Raw genomic sequence first — 18,123 nt, 5'->3', positions numbered from 1 at the left:
CACCATCACAACCACCAGAACGGCTACCAATCACCGTAGCCAATAAAGTGATAGATTGCAGGATAACGACCAGCGAGGCCAAGAGATAATTCGCCCCTCTGTATTCATTATCCTGCTGAATAGTTATTTCATTGCAAACGCACTTTCCAGTTTGCTGTAGCCCAGTCCATTGATCTTCTTCACTTTGATCTGCACCGGAATACGCTCTTTCATCGCCTCAACGTGGCTAATCACCCCGATGGTTTTGCCACTGGCATTCAGGGCATCCAGCGCATCAAGGGCGGTATCCAGCGTTTCGCTATCCAGTGTGCCAAAACCTTCATCAAGGAACAGCGAGTCAATACGCGTTTTATGGCTGACCAGATCTGAAAGCGCCAGTGCCAGCGCCAGACTGACGAGGAAACTTTCGCCGCCGGAAAGGGTACGGGTATCGCGTACCGCATCAGCCTGCCAGGTATCAACAACCTCAACTTCCAGCGCTTCGCTGGCTTTGCGCTGTAACAGATAGCGCCCGTGCAGCCGGGTAAGTTGCTGATTAGCGAGATGGACTAAATTATCCAGCGTCAGCCCTTGGGCAAACTTGCGGAATTTATCGCCCTCTTTGGAACCTATTAGCGAATTCAGATATCCCCAGTCCTCAACCTGCTGCGTCATTTGAGCAATTTGCTGCATTAAGGTTTGTTGTTGCTGACGGTTATCTGCATCCTGCTTCAGCTGCTGGCGAATCTCGCCTTGACTCGTGGTGTTTTCACGCAACTTTTGGTGAGTTTGCGCTAACTCTTGCTGAATCTGCTCCACCGTCACAGTGAGAGATAACCCGCCAGGTCGGTGTTGCTGATGCTGTGTCAGCGTTTCTGCTGTCTGAGTGACCAGCGTTTGCGCCTGACGGCGCTGGTTTTCCAGATTCTGCTTGAGCTGTTCCAGCTGCGTTAGTGTTTGTTCATCCATTAGCGCCGCAAGGAACGCCTGCTGATCGTCAAAGACGCTCGCCTGTAGCGCGGTGTCAAACTGCGCCTGGGCTTTTTGCAGACTTTGCGCCGCCAGAACATCCTGTTGCTGTAACGTCTGCTGCTGGCTGTGTAATGCGAGACATTGTTCATGAACCTGCCGCCAGTTTTCCAGCACCACAGTTTCTTCGCTGTGCGGGAGTTCATCACTTTGCGGCAACGTTTCCAGAATCGGCGTCAGTTGCTGAATACGGTTTTGCAGCGCGGTTAATTCGTTCTGGCGATGCTGCCAGCTCTGCGCTTCTTGCTGACGCGTCGCCAACCAGCTCTCTTCTTCATCTTCCTGTGGCAATGTCAGTGCATAACCCGCCAATGCCGTTAAGAGCTGCTGCTGGCGTTGTTCAATTTGCTGTTGATACTGGATAATTTGCTGATTATGCGCGGCAATCTGCCCTTGTAATTCATGCCGTTGGCTGAGTAACCGCAGCTGGCGTTCGTGCTCATCTTGTGCATCTAGCCACGGTTGAATATCGTCCTGTGGCTGCAAGGTGATATTGAGGCTGGCCGTGACGGCTTGCCATTGTTGAGTAAGTGCTTGCTCATCTTGTCGGAGGCTTTGCGCTTCGTTTTCATCACGCTGAAGTTGCTTTGTTAAGGCGTCCAGTTGCCCACGTAGCGTCGCACCTTCTTCACCGAGCTTTTTAACTTCGTTTTCCAGCGCCAGTAATCGAGACTGATTAACGCCAGGCTCCAGCGCCTGATACGCCTCGACCGCCGGGTGGCTGGTGGAACCACAAAGTGGACAAGGCTGACCCGCCTGTAACTGTGCACGTTGAGCTTCCAGCGTTTTGATGCGCGCTTCCTGCTCGCAAATGGTTTTCACATCGGCAAGTTGCTGCGTCTTTTCTTTATAACGCTGGCGCATTTCGTTAAGTGCGGCGTTACGTTGCGTCTGTTCTTGCGTGACATTCTGGATAGTGACCTGTAATTGCGCCAGGCGTTTTTGTTGGGGAACAATCTGTCCATGCAGCGCGACCAGGCGCTGACGCAGCGTGCGTTGCTCAGCATGTTGCGCCAGGGCGCTAGCAACTTCATCGGCGGTTAACGTCAACGTAATCGCCGCAAGCGCATTAAGTTTTTGCTCTGCATGGGTTAACTGTTGCTGCCATTGCCGCAGATGCTCGCGATCGCTGGTTTGTTGGGAGAACTGCGCACGCCAACCCGCCAGTTCGTTGTTCCACTGACGGAAGCGGTCGTGTTCCTGTAGCCAGGCATTCAGACTTTGTTGCTGCTGCTGTAATTCTGCTGACTGCTTCGCCGCGTGGTGGCGAATGCTCGCCCGAAGCGCCATTGTGCTCTGTAAGCGAGTATTTACTTCTTCAATCTGCTGGCGAGTATGCGCCAGCGCCGCGCTGTGTTCTGCGATGCGTTCCCAGTGTGGACGAAGATTTCGTGCCGGTTGTGCCAGACTGAGCGCCGCCAGTTGAGGTTGCGCTTTTTCTTCTTCGGCTAACGCCTGTTGCAATGCCTGTTGACGGCGGCTGGCTTCTTGCTGCAATTCGTCCAGACGCGTTAACCAGTTTAGTGATTGTTGTTCTTGCTGCTGCGCGGTAAGTAACTGTTTTTCTTCGTCAGTAAGTACCTGCAAACTCGCTGTCAGCGATTGCACTTGTTCTGGCGTGAGCAACGCGACGCCGCTGGCCTGCGCTTGCAGCTTCTCCAGCTCTGTGCGGGCCGATTTGTGCTGCTCAAAAACCATCGCCGAGATTTTCCCGTAGATTTCAGTGCCGGTTAACTCCTCGAGCAATTCCGCGCGTTCTTTGGGTTTGGCATTCAGGAAGGCAGCAAATTGCCCCTGCGAAAGCAGCATCGAACGGGTGAAGCGCCCGTAATCCAGTCCGGTTAACGTCGCCGTCAGTTCCAGCTTATCTTTCACTTTGTCGGCGAGAATTTTGCCGTCTGCGCAGCGCGCCAGCTCTACGCGTGGCACCTGCAAATTACCGTCCGGCTGGTTACGCGCCCGATTCTGGCTCCAGAACGCGCGATACGCTTCACCTTTGACTTCAAACCCCACTTCCGCCAGACATTCGGCGGTATCGCGAGTCATGAGATCATTTTGCGATTGTGAAACGTTAGAGAGGCGCGGGGTTTCGTGATACAGCGCCAGACAAATGGCGTCCAGCAGGGTGGTTTTCCCCGCACCGGTTGGGCCGGTAATAGCAAACAGCCCGTTGCTGGCGAACGGCTCGCGGGTGAAATCAATCTTCCATTCGCCTTTTAATGAGTTCAGGTTTTTCAGGCGCAGGCTGAGAATTTTCATGCTTCGTGTTCTCCGGCGAGGCTATGCAATGTCGTGGCGAAAAGATGCTGCAGACGTTGCTGCTGCGATTCATCCAGTTCTTCCAGTGCCAGACGGCGATTGAACACCTCTTCGACGCTGAGTTCGCTGAGGGTTTCACGCTGTTGGCTGGCTAACACACGCTCGCGCTGTTCACGACTCCGGCGTACCAGCAATACTTCGACAGGCAATGATTCGGTTAATGCCTGGATTTTGCGCTGAATATCATGCAGATACTCATCAGTAGTGATTTCGATATCCAGCCAGACAGGCGGCTCCAGTGATACATCGCGCCACTGTTCCAGCTGTGCGGTAATCGACGCCAGATCGCCTTTCAGCACCGCCATGGGTTGCGTTACCGGTACGTTCAGGTTTTCCACGCTCTCTAATTTGCCGTTTGAAAATGTCACCAGATGGACATATTTACTCTTACCGCATTCATCAAAACTCAGTGGAATGGGGGAACCGCAATAGCGAACATGTTCCATGCCGCCAATAATCTGCGCGCGGTGAATATGCCCGAGCGCGATGTAGTCGGCTGGTGGAAAGTTTTGTGCCGGAAACGCGTCCAGCGTGCCAATATAAATGTCACGCACGGCGTCACTTTTACTGGCACCCACGGTCGTTAAATGTCCAGTGGCGATGATGGGCAGAGGCTGATCGCCGCGCAGTTTGCAGGCATCGGCATAGTGTTGTTGATAATAATCAGTAATAGCCGCCAGCAAATGCTGCTGTTTTTCAATACCGTTAAGCCCCGCCTGGCTGGTAATAATGTCACGCGGGCGTAAAAAAGGTATGGGACACAGCACTGCGCCTGGCGTCCCGTCGCGACGAGGCAAGATTTGCGGCGTATGTCCGGCGCTGGCGACCACGGTAGTATTGAGGAACGCCATGATATCGCGCGATTCATTCAGCGTGGCGACCGAGTCATGGTTTCCTGCCAGTACCACCAGATGACAGCCAGTTTGCTGTAAATTGACAACAAAACGGTTATATAAAGTACGGGCGTAACTGGGCGGCGAGCCGGTATCGAAAACATCACCGGCAACAATAATCGCATCCACCTGATGGGCTTGTGCTGTCTCCAGCAGCCAGTCAAGAAAAGCCTGATGTTCAGCTTCGCGGCTTTTACTGTAGAAGTTCTGGCCGAGATGCCAGTCTGAGGTGTGAAGGATGCGCATAACGGTTCCCTGGCGAAAAAGCATGGGCGCGATTATACCCAAACAGATGTGCCATTTGCTTTTTTCTGTGCCACGGAAATCAATAACCTGAAGATATGTGCGACGAGCTTTTCATAAATCTGTCATAAATCTGACGCATAATGACGTCGCATTAATGATCGCAACCTATCTATTACAACAGGGCAAATCATGGCGAGACGTATTCTGGTCGTAGAAGATGAAGCTCCAATTCGCGAAATGGTCTGCTTCGTGCTCGAACAAAATGGCTTTCAGCCGGTCGAAGCGGAAGATTATGACAGTGCTGTGAATCAACTGAATGAACCCTGGCCGGATTTAATTCTCCTTGACTGGATGTTACCTGGCGGCTCCGGTATCCAGTTCATCAAACACCTCAAGCGCGAGTCGATGACCCGGGATATCCCAGTGGTAATGTTGACCGCCAGAGGGGAAGAAGAAGATCGCGTGCGCGGCCTTGAAACCGGTGCGGATGACTATATCACCAAGCCGTTTTCTCCGAAGGAGCTGGTGGCGCGAATCAAAGCGGTAATGCGCCGTATTTCGCCAATGGCGGTGGAAGAGGTGATCGAGATGCAGGGGCTAAGTCTGGACCCGACATCTCACCGGGTGATGGCGGGCGAAGAACCGCTGGAGATGGGGCCGACAGAATTTAAACTGCTGCACTTTTTTATGACGCATCCTGAGCGCGTGTACAGCCGCGAGCAGCTGTTAAACCACGTCTGGGGAACCAACGTGTATGTGGAAGATCGTACGGTCGATGTCCACATTCGTCGCCTGCGTAAAGCACTGGAGCCCGGCGGGCATGACCGCATGGTGCAGACCGTGCGCGGTACAGGGTATCGTTTTTCAACCCGCTTTTAAGGCCTTGCTCATCGGACGTAGAGCAGGGCTTATGATTTCTTAACTGGAGTATCTTACGTGCTGGAACGGCTGTCGTGGAAAAGGCTGGTGCTGGAGCTGCTACTTTGCTGCCTCCCGGCTTTCATCCTGGGTGCATTTTTTGGTTACCTGCCCTGGTTTTTGCTGGCATCGGTAACAGGACTGCTTATCTGGCATTTCTGGAATTTATTGCGCCTTTCATGGTGGCTGTGGGTGGATCGTAGTATGACCCCGCCACCGGGGCGTGGTAGCTGGGAACCGCTACTATACGGCTTACACCAGATGCAGCTGCGAAATAAAAAACGCCGCCGTGAACTGGGCAATCTGATTAAACGCTTTCGTAGCGGCGCGGAGTCGCTGCCCGACGCGGTGGTGCTGACCACGGAAGAGGGCGGTATTTTCTGGTGCAACGGTCTGGCGCAACAGATTCTTGGCTTGCGCTGGCCGGAAGATAACGGGCAGAACATCCTTAACTTGCTGCGTTACCCGGAGTTTACGCAATATCTGAAAACGCGTGATTTCTCTCGCCCGCTCAATCTGGTGCTCAACACCGGGCGGCATCTGGAGATTCGCGTCATGCCTTATACCCACAAACAGTTGCTGATGGTGGCGCGAGATGTCACGCAAATGCATCAACTGGAAGGGGCGCGGCGTAACTTTTTTGCCAACGTGAGCCATGAGTTACGTACGCCATTGACCGTGTTACAGGGTTACCTGGAGATGATGGATGAGCAACCGCTGGAAGGCGCGGTACGTGAAAAAGCGTTGCACACCATGCGCGAGCAGACCCAGCGGATGGAAGGGTTGGTGAAGCAATTGCTGACGCTGTCGAAAATAGAAGCCGCACCGACGCATTTGCTCAATGAAAAGGTTGATGTGCCGATGATGCTGCGCGTCGTTGAGCGCGAGGCTCAGACTCTGAGTCAGAAAAAACAGACATTTACCTTTGAGATAGATAACGGCCTCAAGGTGTCAGGCAACGAAGATCAGCTACGCAGTGCGATTTCGAACCTGGTCTATAACGCCGTGAATCATACGCCGGAAGGCACGCATATCACCGTACGCTGGCAGCGAGTGCCGCACGGTGCCGAATTTAGTGTTGAAGATAACGGACCGGGCATTGCACCGGAGCATATTCCGCGCCTGACCGAGCGTTTTTATCGCGTTGATAAAGCGCGTTCCCGGCAAACCGGTGGTAGCGGATTAGGGTTAGCGATCGTGAAACATGCGGTGAATCATCACGAAAGTCGCCTGAATATTGAGAGTACAGTAGGAAAAGGTACACGTTTCAGTTTTGTTATCCCGGAACGTTTAATTGCCAAAAACAGCGATTAATTCGCCTTTGTCATCTTTTATTGCCATAAGCCAGCCGATGCTGGCTTATTTTCTTTGCAGTCGAAATACGGGCGTTAGATTTTACAACGGTTGGTGATTTTTTGTTCGCATGATTAGCCATGTCTTTTTCATTGAAATAGTGTTTTATACTGGTTGGTGATTTCTTATCGCTATATACCTCTGGTTTTTAGATCCCTTCTTGCTTTAAAACGTTATAAGCGTTTAAATTGCGCTTCAGGTGCTGTCATACTGACTGCATTTACGCGGTAAATCGAAAAACTATTCTTCGCCGCGCCTGGTTGGGAGTATTTCCCGCTAAAATTGTTTAAATATACCGCTGTATCATCCCCAGGGATTGGCACAAAAATTTAACGTTACAACACCACATCCACAGGCAGTATGATTTATGACCCATCAATTAAGATCGCGCGATATCATCGCTCTGGGCTTTATGACATTTGCGTTGTTCGTCGGCGCAGGTAACATTATTTTCCCTCCAATGGTCGGCTTGCAGGCAGGCGAACACGTCTGGACTGCGGCATTCGGCTTCCTCATTACTGCCGTTGGCCTACCGGTATTAACGGTAGTGGCGCTGGCAAAAGTTGGCGGCGGTGTTGACAGTCTCAGCACGCCAATTGGTAAAGTCGCTGGCGTACTGCTGGCAACAGTTTGTTACCTGGCGGTGGGGCCGCTTTTTGCTACGCCGCGTACAGCTACCGTTTCTTTTGAAGTGGGCATTGCGCCGCTGACGGGTGATTCCGCGCTGCCGCTGTTTATTTACAGCCTGGTCTATTTCGCTATCGTTATTCTGGTTTCGCTCTATCCGGGCAAGCTGCTGGATACCGTGGGCAACTTCCTTGCGCCGCTGAAAATTATCGCGCTGGTCATCCTGTCTGTTGCCGCAATTATCTGGCCGGCGGGTTCTATCAGTACGGCGACTGAGGCTTATCAAAACGCTGCGTTTTCTAACGGCTTCGTCAACGGCTATCTGACCATGGATACGCTGGGCGCAATGGTGTTTGGTATCGTTATTGTTAACGCGGCGCGTTCTCGTGGCGTTACCGAAGCGCGTCTGCTGACCCGTTATACCGTCTGGGCTGGCCTGATGGCGGGTGTTGGTCTGACTCTGCTGTACCTGGCGCTGTTCCGTCTGGGTTCAGACAGCGCGTCGCTGGTCGATCAGTCTGCAAACGGTGCGGCGATCCTGCATGCTTACGTTCAGCATACCTTTGGCGGCGGCGGTAGCTTCCTGCTGGCGGCGTTAATCTTCATCGCCTGCCTGGTCACGGCGGTTGGCCTGACCTGTGCTTGTGCAGAATTCTTCGCCCAGTACGTACCGCTCTCTTATCGTACGCTGGTGTTTATCCTCGGCGGCTTCTCGATGGTGGTGTCTAACCTCGGCTTGAGCCAGCTGATTCAGATCTCTGTACCGGTGCTGACCGCCATTTATCCGCCGTGTATCGCACTGGTTGTATTAAGTTTTACACGCTCATGGTGGCATAATTCGTCCCGCGTGATTGCTCCGCCGATGTTTATCAGCCTGCTTTTTGGTATTCTCGACGGGATCAAGGCATCTGCATTCAGCGATATCTTACCGTCCTGGGCGCAGCGTTTACCGCTGGCCGAACAAGGTCTGGCGTGGTTAATGCCAACAGTGGTGATGGTGGTTCTGGCCATTATCTGGGATCGTGCGGCAGGTCGTCAGGTGACCTCCAGCGCTCACTAAATCACTGAACATTTGTTTTAACCACGGGGCTGCGATGCCCCGTGGTTTTTTATTGTGTTGATGGGTTAGGAATTGATGGAAAGTAAGAACAAGCTAAAGCGTGGGCTAAGTACCCGACACATACGCTTTATGGCACTGGGTTCAGCAATTGGCACCGGGCTGTTTTACGGTTCGGCAGATGCCATCAAAATGGCCGGTCCAAGCGTGTTGTTGGCCTATATTATCGGTGGTATCGCGGCGTATATCATTATGCGTGCGCTGGGGGAAATGTCGGTACATAACCCGGCAGCCAGCTCTTTCTCGCGTTATGCGCAGGAAAACCTCGGCCCGCTGGCAGGTTACATTACCGGCTGGACCTACTGCTTTGAAATCCTTATTGTCGCCATCGCCGATGTGACCGCTTTTGGTATCTATATGGGTGTCTGGTTCCCGACGGTGCCGCACTGGATTTGGGTACTGAGTGTGGTGCTGATCATTTGCGCCGTAAACCTGATGAGCGTGAAGGTATTCGGTGAGCTGGAGTTCTGGTTCTCGTTCTTTAAAGTCGCCACTATCATCATCATGATTGTCGCCGGTTTCGGCATCATCATCTGGGGGATTGGCAACGGCGGGCAACCGACCGGTATTCATAACCTGTGGAGCAACGGCGGCTTCTTCAGTAACGGCTGGCTTGGTATGGTGATGTCGTTGCAAATGGTGATGTTTGCTTACGGTGGGATCGAAATTATCGGGATTACCGCCGGTGAAGCGAAAGATCCTGAGAAATCGATTCCGCGTGCGATTAACTCCGTGCCGATGCGTATTCTGGTGTTCTACGTCGGTACGCTGTTCGTCATTATGTCTATCTACCCGTGGAATCAGGTTGGCACTGCCGGTAGCCCGTTTGTGCTGACGTTCCAGCATATGGGCATTACCTTTGCCGCCAGCATTCTTAACTTTGTTGTGCTGACCGCTTCGCTGTCGGCAATTAACAGTGACGTATTTGGTGTAGGCCGTATGCTCCACGGTATGGCAGAGCAGGGCAGCGCGCCAAAAATTTTCAGCAAAACCTCGCGTCGCGGTATTCCGTGGGTTACGGTGCTGGTGATGACTACCGCGCTGCTGTTTGCGGTGTATCTGAACTACATCATGCCGGAAAACGTCTTCCTGGTGATCGCTTCGCTGGCAACCTTCGCCACGGTGTGGGTGTGGATTATGATCCTGCTGTCGCAAATCGCCTTCCGTCGCCGTTTGCCGCCAGAAGAAGTTAAGGCGCTGAAATTTAAAGTGCCGGGTGGGGTCGCAACCACCATCGGCGGTTTGATTTTCCTGCTCTTTATTATCGGGTTGATTGGTTATCACCCTGATACGCGTATCTCGCTGTATGTTGGTTTCGCGTGGATTGTTGTGCTGTTGATTGGCTGGATGTTTAAGCGCCGCCACGATCGTCAGCTGGCTGAAAACCAGTAATCCTTGCGTTCTGTAAGCCGGTTCAGGAGGAAATCCTGATCCGGCTATTCCGAAAGTTATCCGCCCCCGTCCTCCTCCCCCAAATATCCTTCAGATGATGAGTGATCCTGCATTAGGCTATGGCAAGGTGATCAGATTTTCATCACAGGGGAATTATGATGTTAAATGCATGGCATCTGCCGGTGCCCCCATTTGTTAAACAAAGCAAAGATCAACTGCTCATTACACTGTGGCTGACGGGCGAAGACCCACCGCAGCGCATTATGCTGCGTACAGAACACGATAACGAAGAAATGTCAGTACCGATGCATAAGCAGCGCAGTCAGCCGCAGCCTGGCGTCACCGCATGGCGGGCGGCGATCGATCTCTCCAGCGGACAACCTCGGCGGCGTTATAGTTTCAAATTGCTGTGGCACGATCGCCAGCGTTGGTTTACACCGCAAGGCTTCAGCCGAATGCCGCCGGCACGACTGGAGCAGTTTGCCATCGATGTACCGGATATCGGCCCACAATGGGCTGCGGATCAGATTTTTTATCAGATCTTCCCTGATCGTTTCGCCCGTAATCTTCCTCGTGAAGCTGAACAGGATCATGTCTATTACCATCACGCAGCCGGACAAGAGATCATATTGCGTGACTGGGATGAACCGGTCACGGCGCAGGCTGGCGGAGCAACGTTCTATGGCGGCGATCTGGACGGGATAAGTGAAAAACTGCCGTATCTGAAAAAACTTGGCGTGACGGCGCTGTATCTCAATCCGGTGTTTAAAGCTCCCAGCGTGCATAAATACGATACCGAGGATTATCGCCATGTCGATCCGCAGTTTGGCGGTGATGGGGCGTTGCTGCGTTTGCGACACAATACGCAGCAGCTGGGAATACGACTGGTGCTGGACGGCGTGTTTAACCACAGTGGCGATTCCCATGCCTGGTTTGACAGGCACAATCGTGGCACGGGGGGAGCTTGTCGCAACCCCGAATCACTCTGGCGTGACTGGTACTCGTTTAGTGATGATGGCACGGCGCTCGACTGGCTGGGCTATGCCAGCTTGCCGAAGCTGGATTATCAGTCGGAAAGTCTGGTGAATGAAATTTATCGCGGGGAAGACAGTATTGTCCGCCACTGGCTGAAAGCGCCGTGGAATATGGATGGCTGGCGGCTGGATGTGGTGCATATGCTGGGGGAAGCGGGTGGGGCGCGCAATAATTTGCAGCACGTTGCCGGGATCACCGAAGCGGCGAAAGAAACCCAGCCGGATGCGTATATTGTCGGCGAACATTTTGGCGATGCACGGCAATGGTTACAGGCCGATGTGGAAGATGCCGCCATGAACTATCGCGGCTTCACATTCCCGTTGTGGGGATTTCTTGCCAACACCGATATCTCTTACGATCCGCAGCAAATTGACGCCCAAACCTGTATGGCCTGGATGGATAATTACCGCGCAGGGCTTTCTCATCAACAACAATTACGTATGTTTAATCAGCTCGACAGCCACGATACTGCGCGATTTAAAACGCTGCTCGGTCGGGATGTTGCGCGCCTGCCCCTGGCGGTGGTCTGGCTGTTCACCTGGCCTGGTGTACCGTGCATTTATTACGGTGATGAAGTGGGACTGGATGGCAAAAACGATCCGTTTTGCCGTAAGCCGTTCCCCTGGCAGGTGGAAAAGCAGGATTCGGCGTTATTCGCGCTGTACCAGCGAATGATTGCGCTGCGTAAGAAAGGTCAGGCGTTGCGTCGTGGCGGCTGTCAGGTGCTGTATGCGGAAGATAACGTGGTGGTATTTGTCCGCGTGCTGAATCAGCAGCGTGTACTGGTGGCAATCAACCGTGGCGAAGCCTGTGAAGTGGTGCTACCCGCGTCACCGTTGCTTAATGTCGCGCAATGGCAACGCAAAGAAGGTCACGGGCAACTGACGGACGGGATTCTGGCTTTGCCTGCCATTTCGGCTACGGTGTGGATGAATTAACGTCTTATAACGCCTTGCGTGACGCCTGCTCCATCATCCGCGGATAAAACTGCCAGAAGCGGGTTTCGAGAGCATCGTAATGGGCGTCTAAATCGTACCAGGAGTCACGCAGGGCATCCAGACGTGGGCGACGGCTTGCCATGCCGTTTAACACGCTCTGGATGAAATCCATATCGCGATAGCGCACCAACCACTGCTCTGACCATAAGTAGTTGTTCAGATTGATAAAGCGTTGCGGTGAGTCTGGAAGAATAGTCATCACTTGCTCCCGGGCATAACAGGTAAATTCCTGTAGCGGAAAATCGGGCGACAGCTGCGACCAGTGGCGGGACAGAAAGTGATCCCACATCACATCCAGCGTAATAGGCGCGACACGGCGCGTTTCATTACGAAACCACTCCCGCGCTTCGCGGACTTCTGGCAGATTGTCGGTTAATACGTCGATTCGCCGATGCATATGAATGCCAGCCACGACGTCGGGCGGAAAACTTTCTTCAGGATTTCCGCGTACGAAATCAGCCAGTAAATTGCCGGAAAGCGAGCTTTCCGCGAGATGGGCTAAATGCAGGTGAGCTAAAAAATTCATATACACTTCATCCTTCAAACTGCCTCTTCGTTGGCTGCCTTCACTCACCCCAGTCACTTACTTAATGTAAGCTCCTGGGGACTCATTCAGTTGCCATCTCGATGCATCTTGAATGATTTTGTGTATAGATTATGTCATCCATCAAGGAGGGTAAAGGTTGCAGGGAGAGCGCCCCGGCACTAGACTACCCGCCTCTTATTTTAGTCTGAGTCAGTGTCATGCGCGTTACCGATTTCTCTTTTGAATTGCCCGAATCCCTGATTGCCCACTATCCCATGCCTGAACGCAGTAGCTGTCGTTTACTGTCGCTGGACGGGCCGACGGGCGCGCTGACGCACGGTACTTTCACCGATTTACTCGATAAGCTCAACCCCGGCGATCTTCTGGTTTTTAATAATACCCGCGTGATCCCGGCGCGTCTGTTTGGGCGTAAAGCCAGCGGCGGCAAGATTGAAGTGCTGGTTGAGCGGATGCTCGACGACAAACGCATTCTTGCGCATATTCGCGCCTCGAAAGCGCCAAAACCTGGCGCAGAACTGCTGCTGGGCGATGACGAAAGTATTAACGCAACAATGACCGCGCGCCACGGCGCACTGTTTGAAGTCGAATTTAATGATCAACGTTCGGTGCTGGATATTCTCAACAGCATCGGCCATATGCCGCTGCCGCCGTACATCGACCGTCCGGACGAAGATGCAGACCGCGAACTTTATCAAACGGTTTATAGCGAAAAACCCGGCGCGGTAGCAGCACCGACCGCCGGACTGCACTTTGACGAACCTTTGCTGGAAAAATTACGCGCCAAAGGCGTGGAGATGGCGTTTGTGACGTTGCACGTTGGTGCGGGCACCTTCCAGCCGGTGCGCGTCGACACCATTGAAGATCACATCATGCACTCGGAATACGCTGAAGTGCCGCAGGATGTGGTAGACGCGGTATTGGCGGCGAAAGCGCGCGGTAACCGGGTGATTGCGGTTGGTACCACCTCAGTACGTTCGCTGGAAAGTGCGGCTCAGGCAGCGAAAAACGATCTCATTGAACCGTTATTTGACGATACCCAAATCTTTATCTATCCGGGCTTCCAGTACAAAGTGGTCGATGCGCTGGTGACGAACTTCCACCTTCCGGAATCGACGCTGATTATGCTGGTTTCGGCATTTGCTGGTTATCAACACACCATGAATGCCTATAAAGCGGCGGTAGAAGAGAAATATCGCTTTTTTAGTTACGGTGATGCGATGTTTATCACGTACAATCCGCAGGCAATTAATGAGCGCGTTGGGGAGTAATTCCGCGGCGCTGGTTTAAACGTTGGACTGTTTTTCTGACGTAGTGGAGAAAAAATGAAATTTGAACTGGACACCACCGACGGTCGCGCACGCCGTGGCCGCCTGGTCTTTGATCGTGGCGTAGTGGAAACGCCTTGTTTTATGCCTGTTGGCACTTACGGCACCGTAAAAGGGATGACGCCGGAAGAAGTTGAAGCCACTGGCGCGCAAATTATCCTCGGCAACACCTTCCACCTGTGGCTGCGCCCGGGCCAGGAAATCATGAAACTGCACGGCGATCTGCACGATTTTATGCAGTGGAAAGGACCAATCCTTACCGACTCCGGCGGCTTCCAGGTCTTCAGCCTTGGTGATATTCGTAAAATCACCGAACAGGGCGTTCACTTCCGCAACCCGATCAACGGCGACCCGATTTTCCTCGACCCGGAAAAGTCGATGGAGATTCAGTACGATCTTGGTTCGGATATCGTCATGATCTTTGATGAGTGTACGCCGTATCCTGCTGACTGGGATTACGCAAAACGCTCCATGGAGATGTCTCTGCGTTGGGCGAAGCGTAGCCGTGAGCGTTTTGACAGTCTCGGAAACAAAAATGCGCTGTTTGGTATCATTCAGGGCAGTGTTTACGAAGATTTACGTGATATTTCTGTTAAAGGTCTGGTAGATATCGGTTTTGATGGCTACGCTGTCGGCGGTCTGGCTGTGGGTGAGCCGAAAGCAGATATGCACCGTATTCTGGAGCATGTATGCCCGCAAATTCCGGCAGACAAACCGCGTTACCTGATGGGCGTTGGTAAACCAGAAGACCTGGTTGAGGGCGTACGTCGCGGTATCGATATGTTTGACTGCGTAATGCCAACCCGCAACGCCCGAAATGGTCATTTGTTCGTGACCGATGGCGTGGTGAAAATCCGCAATGCGAAGTATAAGAGCGATACTGGCCCACTCGATCCTGAGTGTGATTGCTACACCTGTCGCAATTATTCACGCGCTTACTTGCATCATCTCGACCGTTGCAACGAAATATTAGGCGCGCGACTCAACACCATTCATAACCTTCGTTACTACCAGCGTTTGATGGCGGGTTTACGCAAGGCTATTGAAGAGGGTAAATTAGAGAGCTTCGTAACTGATTTTTACCAGCGTCAGGGGCGAGAAGTACCACCTTTGAACGTTGATTAATATTAATAATGAGGGAAATTTAATGAGCTTTTTTATTTCTGATGCGGTAGCGGCAACGGGTGCACCGGCGCAAGGTAGCCCGATGTCTTTGATTTTGATGCTGGTGGTATTCGGTCTGATTTTCTATTTCATGATCCTGCGTCCACAGCAGAAGCGCACCAAAGAACACAAAAAGCTGATGGACTCCATCGCTAAAGGTGATGAAGTGCTGACGAACGGTGGCCTGGTCGGTCGCGTAACCAAAGTAGCGGAAAACGGCTACATTGCTATCGCACTGAATGACACCACTGAAGTAGTTATTAAACGTGACTTCGTAGCTGCCGTTCTGCCGAAAGGCACCATGAAGGCGCTGTAATTAAAATTTTTCCCTAAGGGAATTGCCGTGTTAAACCGTTATCCTTTGTGGAAGTACGTCATGCTGATCGTGGTGATTGTCATCGGTCTGCTGTATGCGCTTCCCAACCTGTTTGGTGAGGATCCGGCTGTTCAGATCACTGGTGCGCGCGGAGTCGCCGCCAGTGAGCAAACGCTGATCCAGGTCCAGAAAACGTTACAAGAAGAAAAAATAACTGCTAAGTCTGTGGCACTGGAAGAGGGCGCTATTCTTGCGCGCTTCGACTCCACTGACACCCAGCTGCGCGCTCGTGAAGCATTAATGGGCGTTATGGGTGACAAATACGTCGTGGCGCTTAATCTTGCCCCGGCAACGCCGCGCTGGCTGGCAGCCATTCATGCTGAGCCGATGAAGCTCGGCCTTGACCTGCGTGGCGGCGTTCACTTCCTGATGGAAGTGGATATGGACACCGCGCTTGGCAAACTCCAGGAACAAAATATCGATAGCCTGCGCAGCGACCTGCGTGAAAAGGGCATCCCGTATACCACCGTTCGTAAAGAAAACAACTACGGCCTGAGCATCACTTTCCGCGATGCTAAAGCTCGTGATGAAGCCATTGCGTATCTGAGCAAGCGCCATCCGGACCTGGTGATTAGCAGCCAGGGCAGCAACCAGCTGCGTGCGGTAATGAGCGATGCTCGTCTGAGTGAAGCGCGTGAATATGCGGTGCAGCAGAACATCAATATCCTGCGTAACCGTGTAAACCAACTTGGCGTGGCGGAGCCGGTGGTTCAGCGTCAGGGTGCTGACCGTATCGTTGTTGAACTGCCAGGTATTCAGGACACTGCGCGTGCGAAAGAGATTCTGGGTGCGACGGCAACGCTGGAATTCCGTCTGGTAAACACCAACGTTGATCAGGCCGCTGCGGCATCCGGTCGCGTACCGGGCGACTCTGAAGTGAAACAGACCCGCGAAGGTCAGCCGGTTGTGCTGTACAAACGCGTAATTCTGACCGGTGACCATATCACCGACTCCACTTCCAGCCAGGACGAATACAACCAGCCGCAGGTTAACATCTCGCTCGATAGCGCGGGTGGTAACATCATGTCTAACTTCACCAAGGACAACATCGGCAAACCGATGGCAACTCTGTTTGTGGAGTACAAAGACAGCGGTAAGAAAGATGCAAACGGTCGTGCGGTTCTGGTGAAACAGGAAGAGGTGATTAACATCGCCAACATCCAGTCTCGTCTGGGTAACAGCTTCCGTATTACTGGCATCAATAACCCAAGCGAAGCGCGTCAGCTTTCACTGCTGCTGCGTGCCGGTGCGTTGATCGCGCCGATTCAGATTGTTGAAGAACGTACCATTGGCCCAACCCTGGGTATGCAGAACATTGAGCAGGGGCTGGAGGCTTGCCTTGCCGGTCTGCTGGTTTCTATTCTGTTCATGATCATCTTCTATAAGAAGTTTGGTCTGATTGCGACCAGTGCTCTGATTGCCAACTTGATCTTGATTGTCGGTATTATGTCGCTGTTGCCAGGCGCAACGCTGAGTATGCCAGGTATCGCGGGTATCGTCTTAACCCTTGCGGTAGCGGTCGATGCGAACGTACTGATCAACGAACGTATTAAAGAAGAGTTGAGCAACGGACGTACTGTTCAACAGGCAATTGATGAAGGTTATCGTGGCGCATTCAGTTCCATCTTCGATGCGAACATCACCACGCTGATTAAAGTCATCATCCTGTATGCAGTGGGTACCGGGGCAATTAAAGGGTTCGCGATTACTACCGGTATCGGTGTGGCGACGTCGATGTTTACCGCGATTGTCGGTACGCGTGCCATCGTAAACCTGCTATATGGCGGCAAGCGCGTCAAGAAGCTGTCAATCTGAGGAGTGCGATGTGGCACAGGAATATACTGTTGAACAACTAAACCACGGCCGTAAAGTCTATGACTTTATGCGCTGGGACTACTGGGCTTTCGGCATCTCTGGTCTGCTGTTAATCGCCGCTATCGTTATTATGGGCGTGCGCGGCTTTAACTGGGGGCTGGATTTTACCGGTGGTACGGTTATTGAAATTACGCTCGAAAAACCGGCTGAAATTGACGTAATGCGTGATGCATTGCAAAAAGCCGGTTTTGAAGAGCCGATGCTGCAAAACTTTGGTAGCAGCCACGACATCATGGTCCGTATGCCGCCTGCTGAAGGCGAAACCGGCGGTCAGGTGCTGGGCAGCCAGGTTCTGAAGGTGATTAACGAATCCACCAATCAGAATGCGGCAGTGAAGCGTATTGAGTTCGTCGGTCCGAGCGTGGGGGCAGACCTTGCGCAAACCGGTGCGATGGCGTTGATGGCGGCGCTGCTGTCTATCCTCGTGTACGTAGGTTTCCGCTTTGAGTGGCGACTGGCGGCAGGGGTTGTTATTGCGCTGGCGCACGACGTTATCATTACGCTGGGTATTTTGTCGTTATTCCATATCGAGATTGACCTGACCATTGTGGCATCGTTGATGTCGGTTATCGGTTACTCGCTTAACGACAGTATCGTGGTATCGGACCGTATTCGTGAAAACTTCCGCAAGATCCGTCGCGGTACGCCTTACGAAATCTTTAACGTGTCCTTGACCCAGACGCTGCACCGTACCTTGATCACATCCGGTACTACCTTGATGGTTATCCTGATGCTGTACCTCTTCGGTGGTCCGGTACTGGAAGGCTTCTCGCTGACCATGCTTATCGGTGTTTCCATCGGTACTGCATCTTCCATCTATGTGGCATCTGCGCTGGCTCTGAAACTGGGTATGAAGCGCGAACACATGTTGCAGCAGAAAGTGGAAAAAGAAGGGGCGGATCAGCCGTCAATTCTGCCTTAATCAAGTTT

General features: G+C 52.6%; 13 protein-coding genes. 10 read left to right on the top strand and 3 right to left on the bottom strand.

What is annotated here, in order from left to right; all coding sequences use genetic code 11:
• Positions 1-123: 123 nt before the first annotated feature.
• A complete protein-coding gene (sbcC, locus tag HBM92_RS18300) occupies positions 124-3,267 on the bottom strand; it encodes an exonuclease subunit SbcC (protein ID WP_000698972.1) in 3,144 nt (1,047 codons plus the stop codon).
• Positions 3,264-4,466, bottom strand: a complete 1,203-nt coding sequence (gene sbcD / locus HBM92_RS18295) for an exonuclease subunit SbcD (RefSeq protein WP_001221290.1) — start codon at positions 4,464-4,466, stop codon at positions 3,264-3,266. The genes sbcC and sbcD overlap by 4 nt, the downstream gene beginning before the upstream one ends.
• Before the next feature lie 189 nt (positions 4,467-4,655).
• On the opposite strand from sbcD, the gene phoB reads away from it, so the two are divergent.
• The 5 genes from phoB to malZ all read left to right on the top strand — a co-directional run bounded on the left by phoB (position 4,656) and on the right by malZ (position 11,846).
• Entirely contained in the window at positions 4,656-5,345 is a 690-nt protein-coding gene (gene phoB, locus HBM92_RS18290; RefSeq protein WP_000113933.1) for a phosphate response regulator transcription factor PhoB, read from the top strand.
• 57 nt (positions 5,346-5,402) lie between these two features.
• A complete protein-coding gene (gene phoR / locus HBM92_RS18285) occupies positions 5,403-6,698 on the top strand; it encodes a phosphate regulon sensor histidine kinase PhoR (RefSeq protein ID WP_000893603.1) in 1,296 nt (431 codons plus the stop codon).
• Positions 6,699-7,104: 406 nt separating this feature from the next.
• The gene (brnQ, locus tag HBM92_RS18280; protein ID WP_000149635.1) at positions 7,105-8,424 is read left to right on the top strand and encodes a branched-chain amino acid transporter carrier protein BrnQ; all 1,320 of its coding nucleotides are present in this window, start codon (positions 7,105-7,107) and stop codon (positions 8,422-8,424) included.
• Between the two features lie 75 nt (positions 8,425-8,499).
• Positions 8,500-9,873: a proline-specific permease ProY gene (gene proY, locus HBM92_RS18275; RefSeq protein WP_001295329.1), complete on the top strand. Its 1,374-nt coding sequence runs from the start codon at positions 8,500-8,502 to the stop codon at positions 9,871-9,873.
• A gap of 155 nt (positions 9,874-10,028) precedes the next feature.
• Positions 10,029-11,846 carry a maltodextrin glucosidase gene (malZ, locus tag HBM92_RS18270; protein ID WP_000979355.1) on the top strand — a complete coding sequence of 606 codons (1,818 nt, stop codon included), beginning with the start codon at positions 10,029-10,031 and terminating at the stop codon, positions 11,844-11,846.
• A gap of 4 nt (positions 11,847-11,850) precedes the next feature.
• On the opposite strand, the gene acpH is transcribed toward malZ, so the two are convergent.
• The gene (gene acpH / locus HBM92_RS18265) at positions 11,851-12,432 is read right to left on the bottom strand and encodes an ACP phosphodiesterase (protein ID WP_001009873.1); all 582 of its coding nucleotides are present in this window, start codon (positions 12,430-12,432) and stop codon (positions 11,851-11,853) included.
• A 218-nt stretch (positions 12,433-12,650) separates the two neighbouring features.
• Here acpH and queA point away from each other — a divergent pair, with 218 nt between their 5' ends.
• Genes queA through secF form a run of 5 tightly spaced genes read left to right on the top strand, consistent with a single transcriptional unit; the run spans position 12,651 to position 18,115 of the window.
• Entirely contained in the window at positions 12,651-13,721 is a 1,071-nt protein-coding gene (gene queA / locus HBM92_RS18260; RefSeq protein WP_001266507.1) for a tRNA preQ1(34) S-adenosylmethionine ribosyltransferase-isomerase QueA, read from the top strand.
• Positions 13,722-13,775: 54 nt separating this feature from the next.
• Positions 13,776-14,903 (top strand): tRNA guanosine(34) transglycosylase Tgt, encoded by a 1,128-nt coding sequence (gene tgt / locus HBM92_RS18255; RefSeq protein WP_000667319.1) that lies wholly within the window; start codon positions 13,776-13,778, stop codon positions 14,901-14,903.
• 22 nt (positions 14,904-14,925) lie between these two features.
• The gene (gene yajC / locus HBM92_RS18250; RefSeq protein ID WP_000007629.1) at positions 14,926-15,258 is read left to right on the top strand and encodes a preprotein translocase subunit YajC; all 333 of its coding nucleotides are present in this window, start codon (positions 14,926-14,928) and stop codon (positions 15,256-15,258) included.
• Between the two features lie 27 nt (positions 15,259-15,285).
• Positions 15,286-17,133, top strand: a complete 1,848-nt coding sequence (gene secD / locus HBM92_RS18245; protein ID WP_000934823.1) for a protein translocase subunit SecD — start codon at positions 15,286-15,288, stop codon at positions 17,131-17,133.
• A gap of 10 nt (positions 17,134-17,143) precedes the next feature.
• A complete protein-coding gene (gene secF, locus HBM92_RS18240) occupies positions 17,144-18,115 on the top strand; it encodes a protein translocase subunit SecF (protein ID WP_000046637.1) in 972 nt (323 codons plus the stop codon).
• Positions 18,116-18,123: the final 8 nt, after the last annotated feature.

The organism is Escherichia sp. E.sYA108, from assembly GCF_011754335.1.
Classification (GTDB): Bacteria; Pseudomonadota; Gammaproteobacteria; order Enterobacterales; family Enterobacteriaceae; genus Escherichia; species Escherichia coli.
Note: the sequence above shows the minus strand (reverse complement) of the source record. Positions and strands in the feature narration are given on the sequence as shown.

Excerpts from the sequence above, each read along its gene's own strand:
- yajC (WP_000007629.1), top strand. The coding sequence starts at position 14,926 with ATGAGCTTTTTTATTTCTGATGCGGTAGCGGCAACGGGTGCACCGGCG.
- queA (WP_001266507.1), top strand. The coding sequence starts at position 12,651 with ATGCGCGTTACCGATTTCTCTTTTGAATTGCCCGAATCCCTGATTGCC.
- brnQ (WP_000149635.1), top strand. The coding sequence starts at position 7,105 with ATGACCCATCAATTAAGATCGCGCGATATCATCGCTCTGGGCTTTATG.
- sbcD (WP_001221290.1), bottom strand. The coding sequence starts at position 4,466 with ATGCGCATCCTTCACACCTCAGACTGGCATCTCGGCCAGAACTTCTAC.
- phoB (WP_000113933.1), top strand. The coding sequence starts at position 4,656 with ATGGCGAGACGTATTCTGGTCGTAGAAGATGAAGCTCCAATTCGCGAA.
- tgt (WP_000667319.1), top strand. The coding sequence starts at position 13,776 with ATGAAATTTGAACTGGACACCACCGACGGTCGCGCACGCCGTGGCCGC.
- sbcC (WP_000698972.1), bottom strand. The coding sequence starts at position 3,267 with ATGAAAATTCTCAGCCTGCGCCTGAAAAACCTGAACTCATTAAAAGGC.
- malZ (WP_000979355.1), top strand. The coding sequence starts at position 10,029 with ATGATGTTAAATGCATGGCATCTGCCGGTGCCCCCATTTGTTAAACAA.
- proY (WP_001295329.1), top strand. The coding sequence starts at position 8,500 with ATGGAAAGTAAGAACAAGCTAAAGCGTGGGCTAAGTACCCGACACATA.
- acpH (WP_001009873.1), bottom strand. The coding sequence starts at position 12,432 with ATGAATTTTTTAGCTCACCTGCATTTAGCCCATCTCGCGGAAAGCTCG.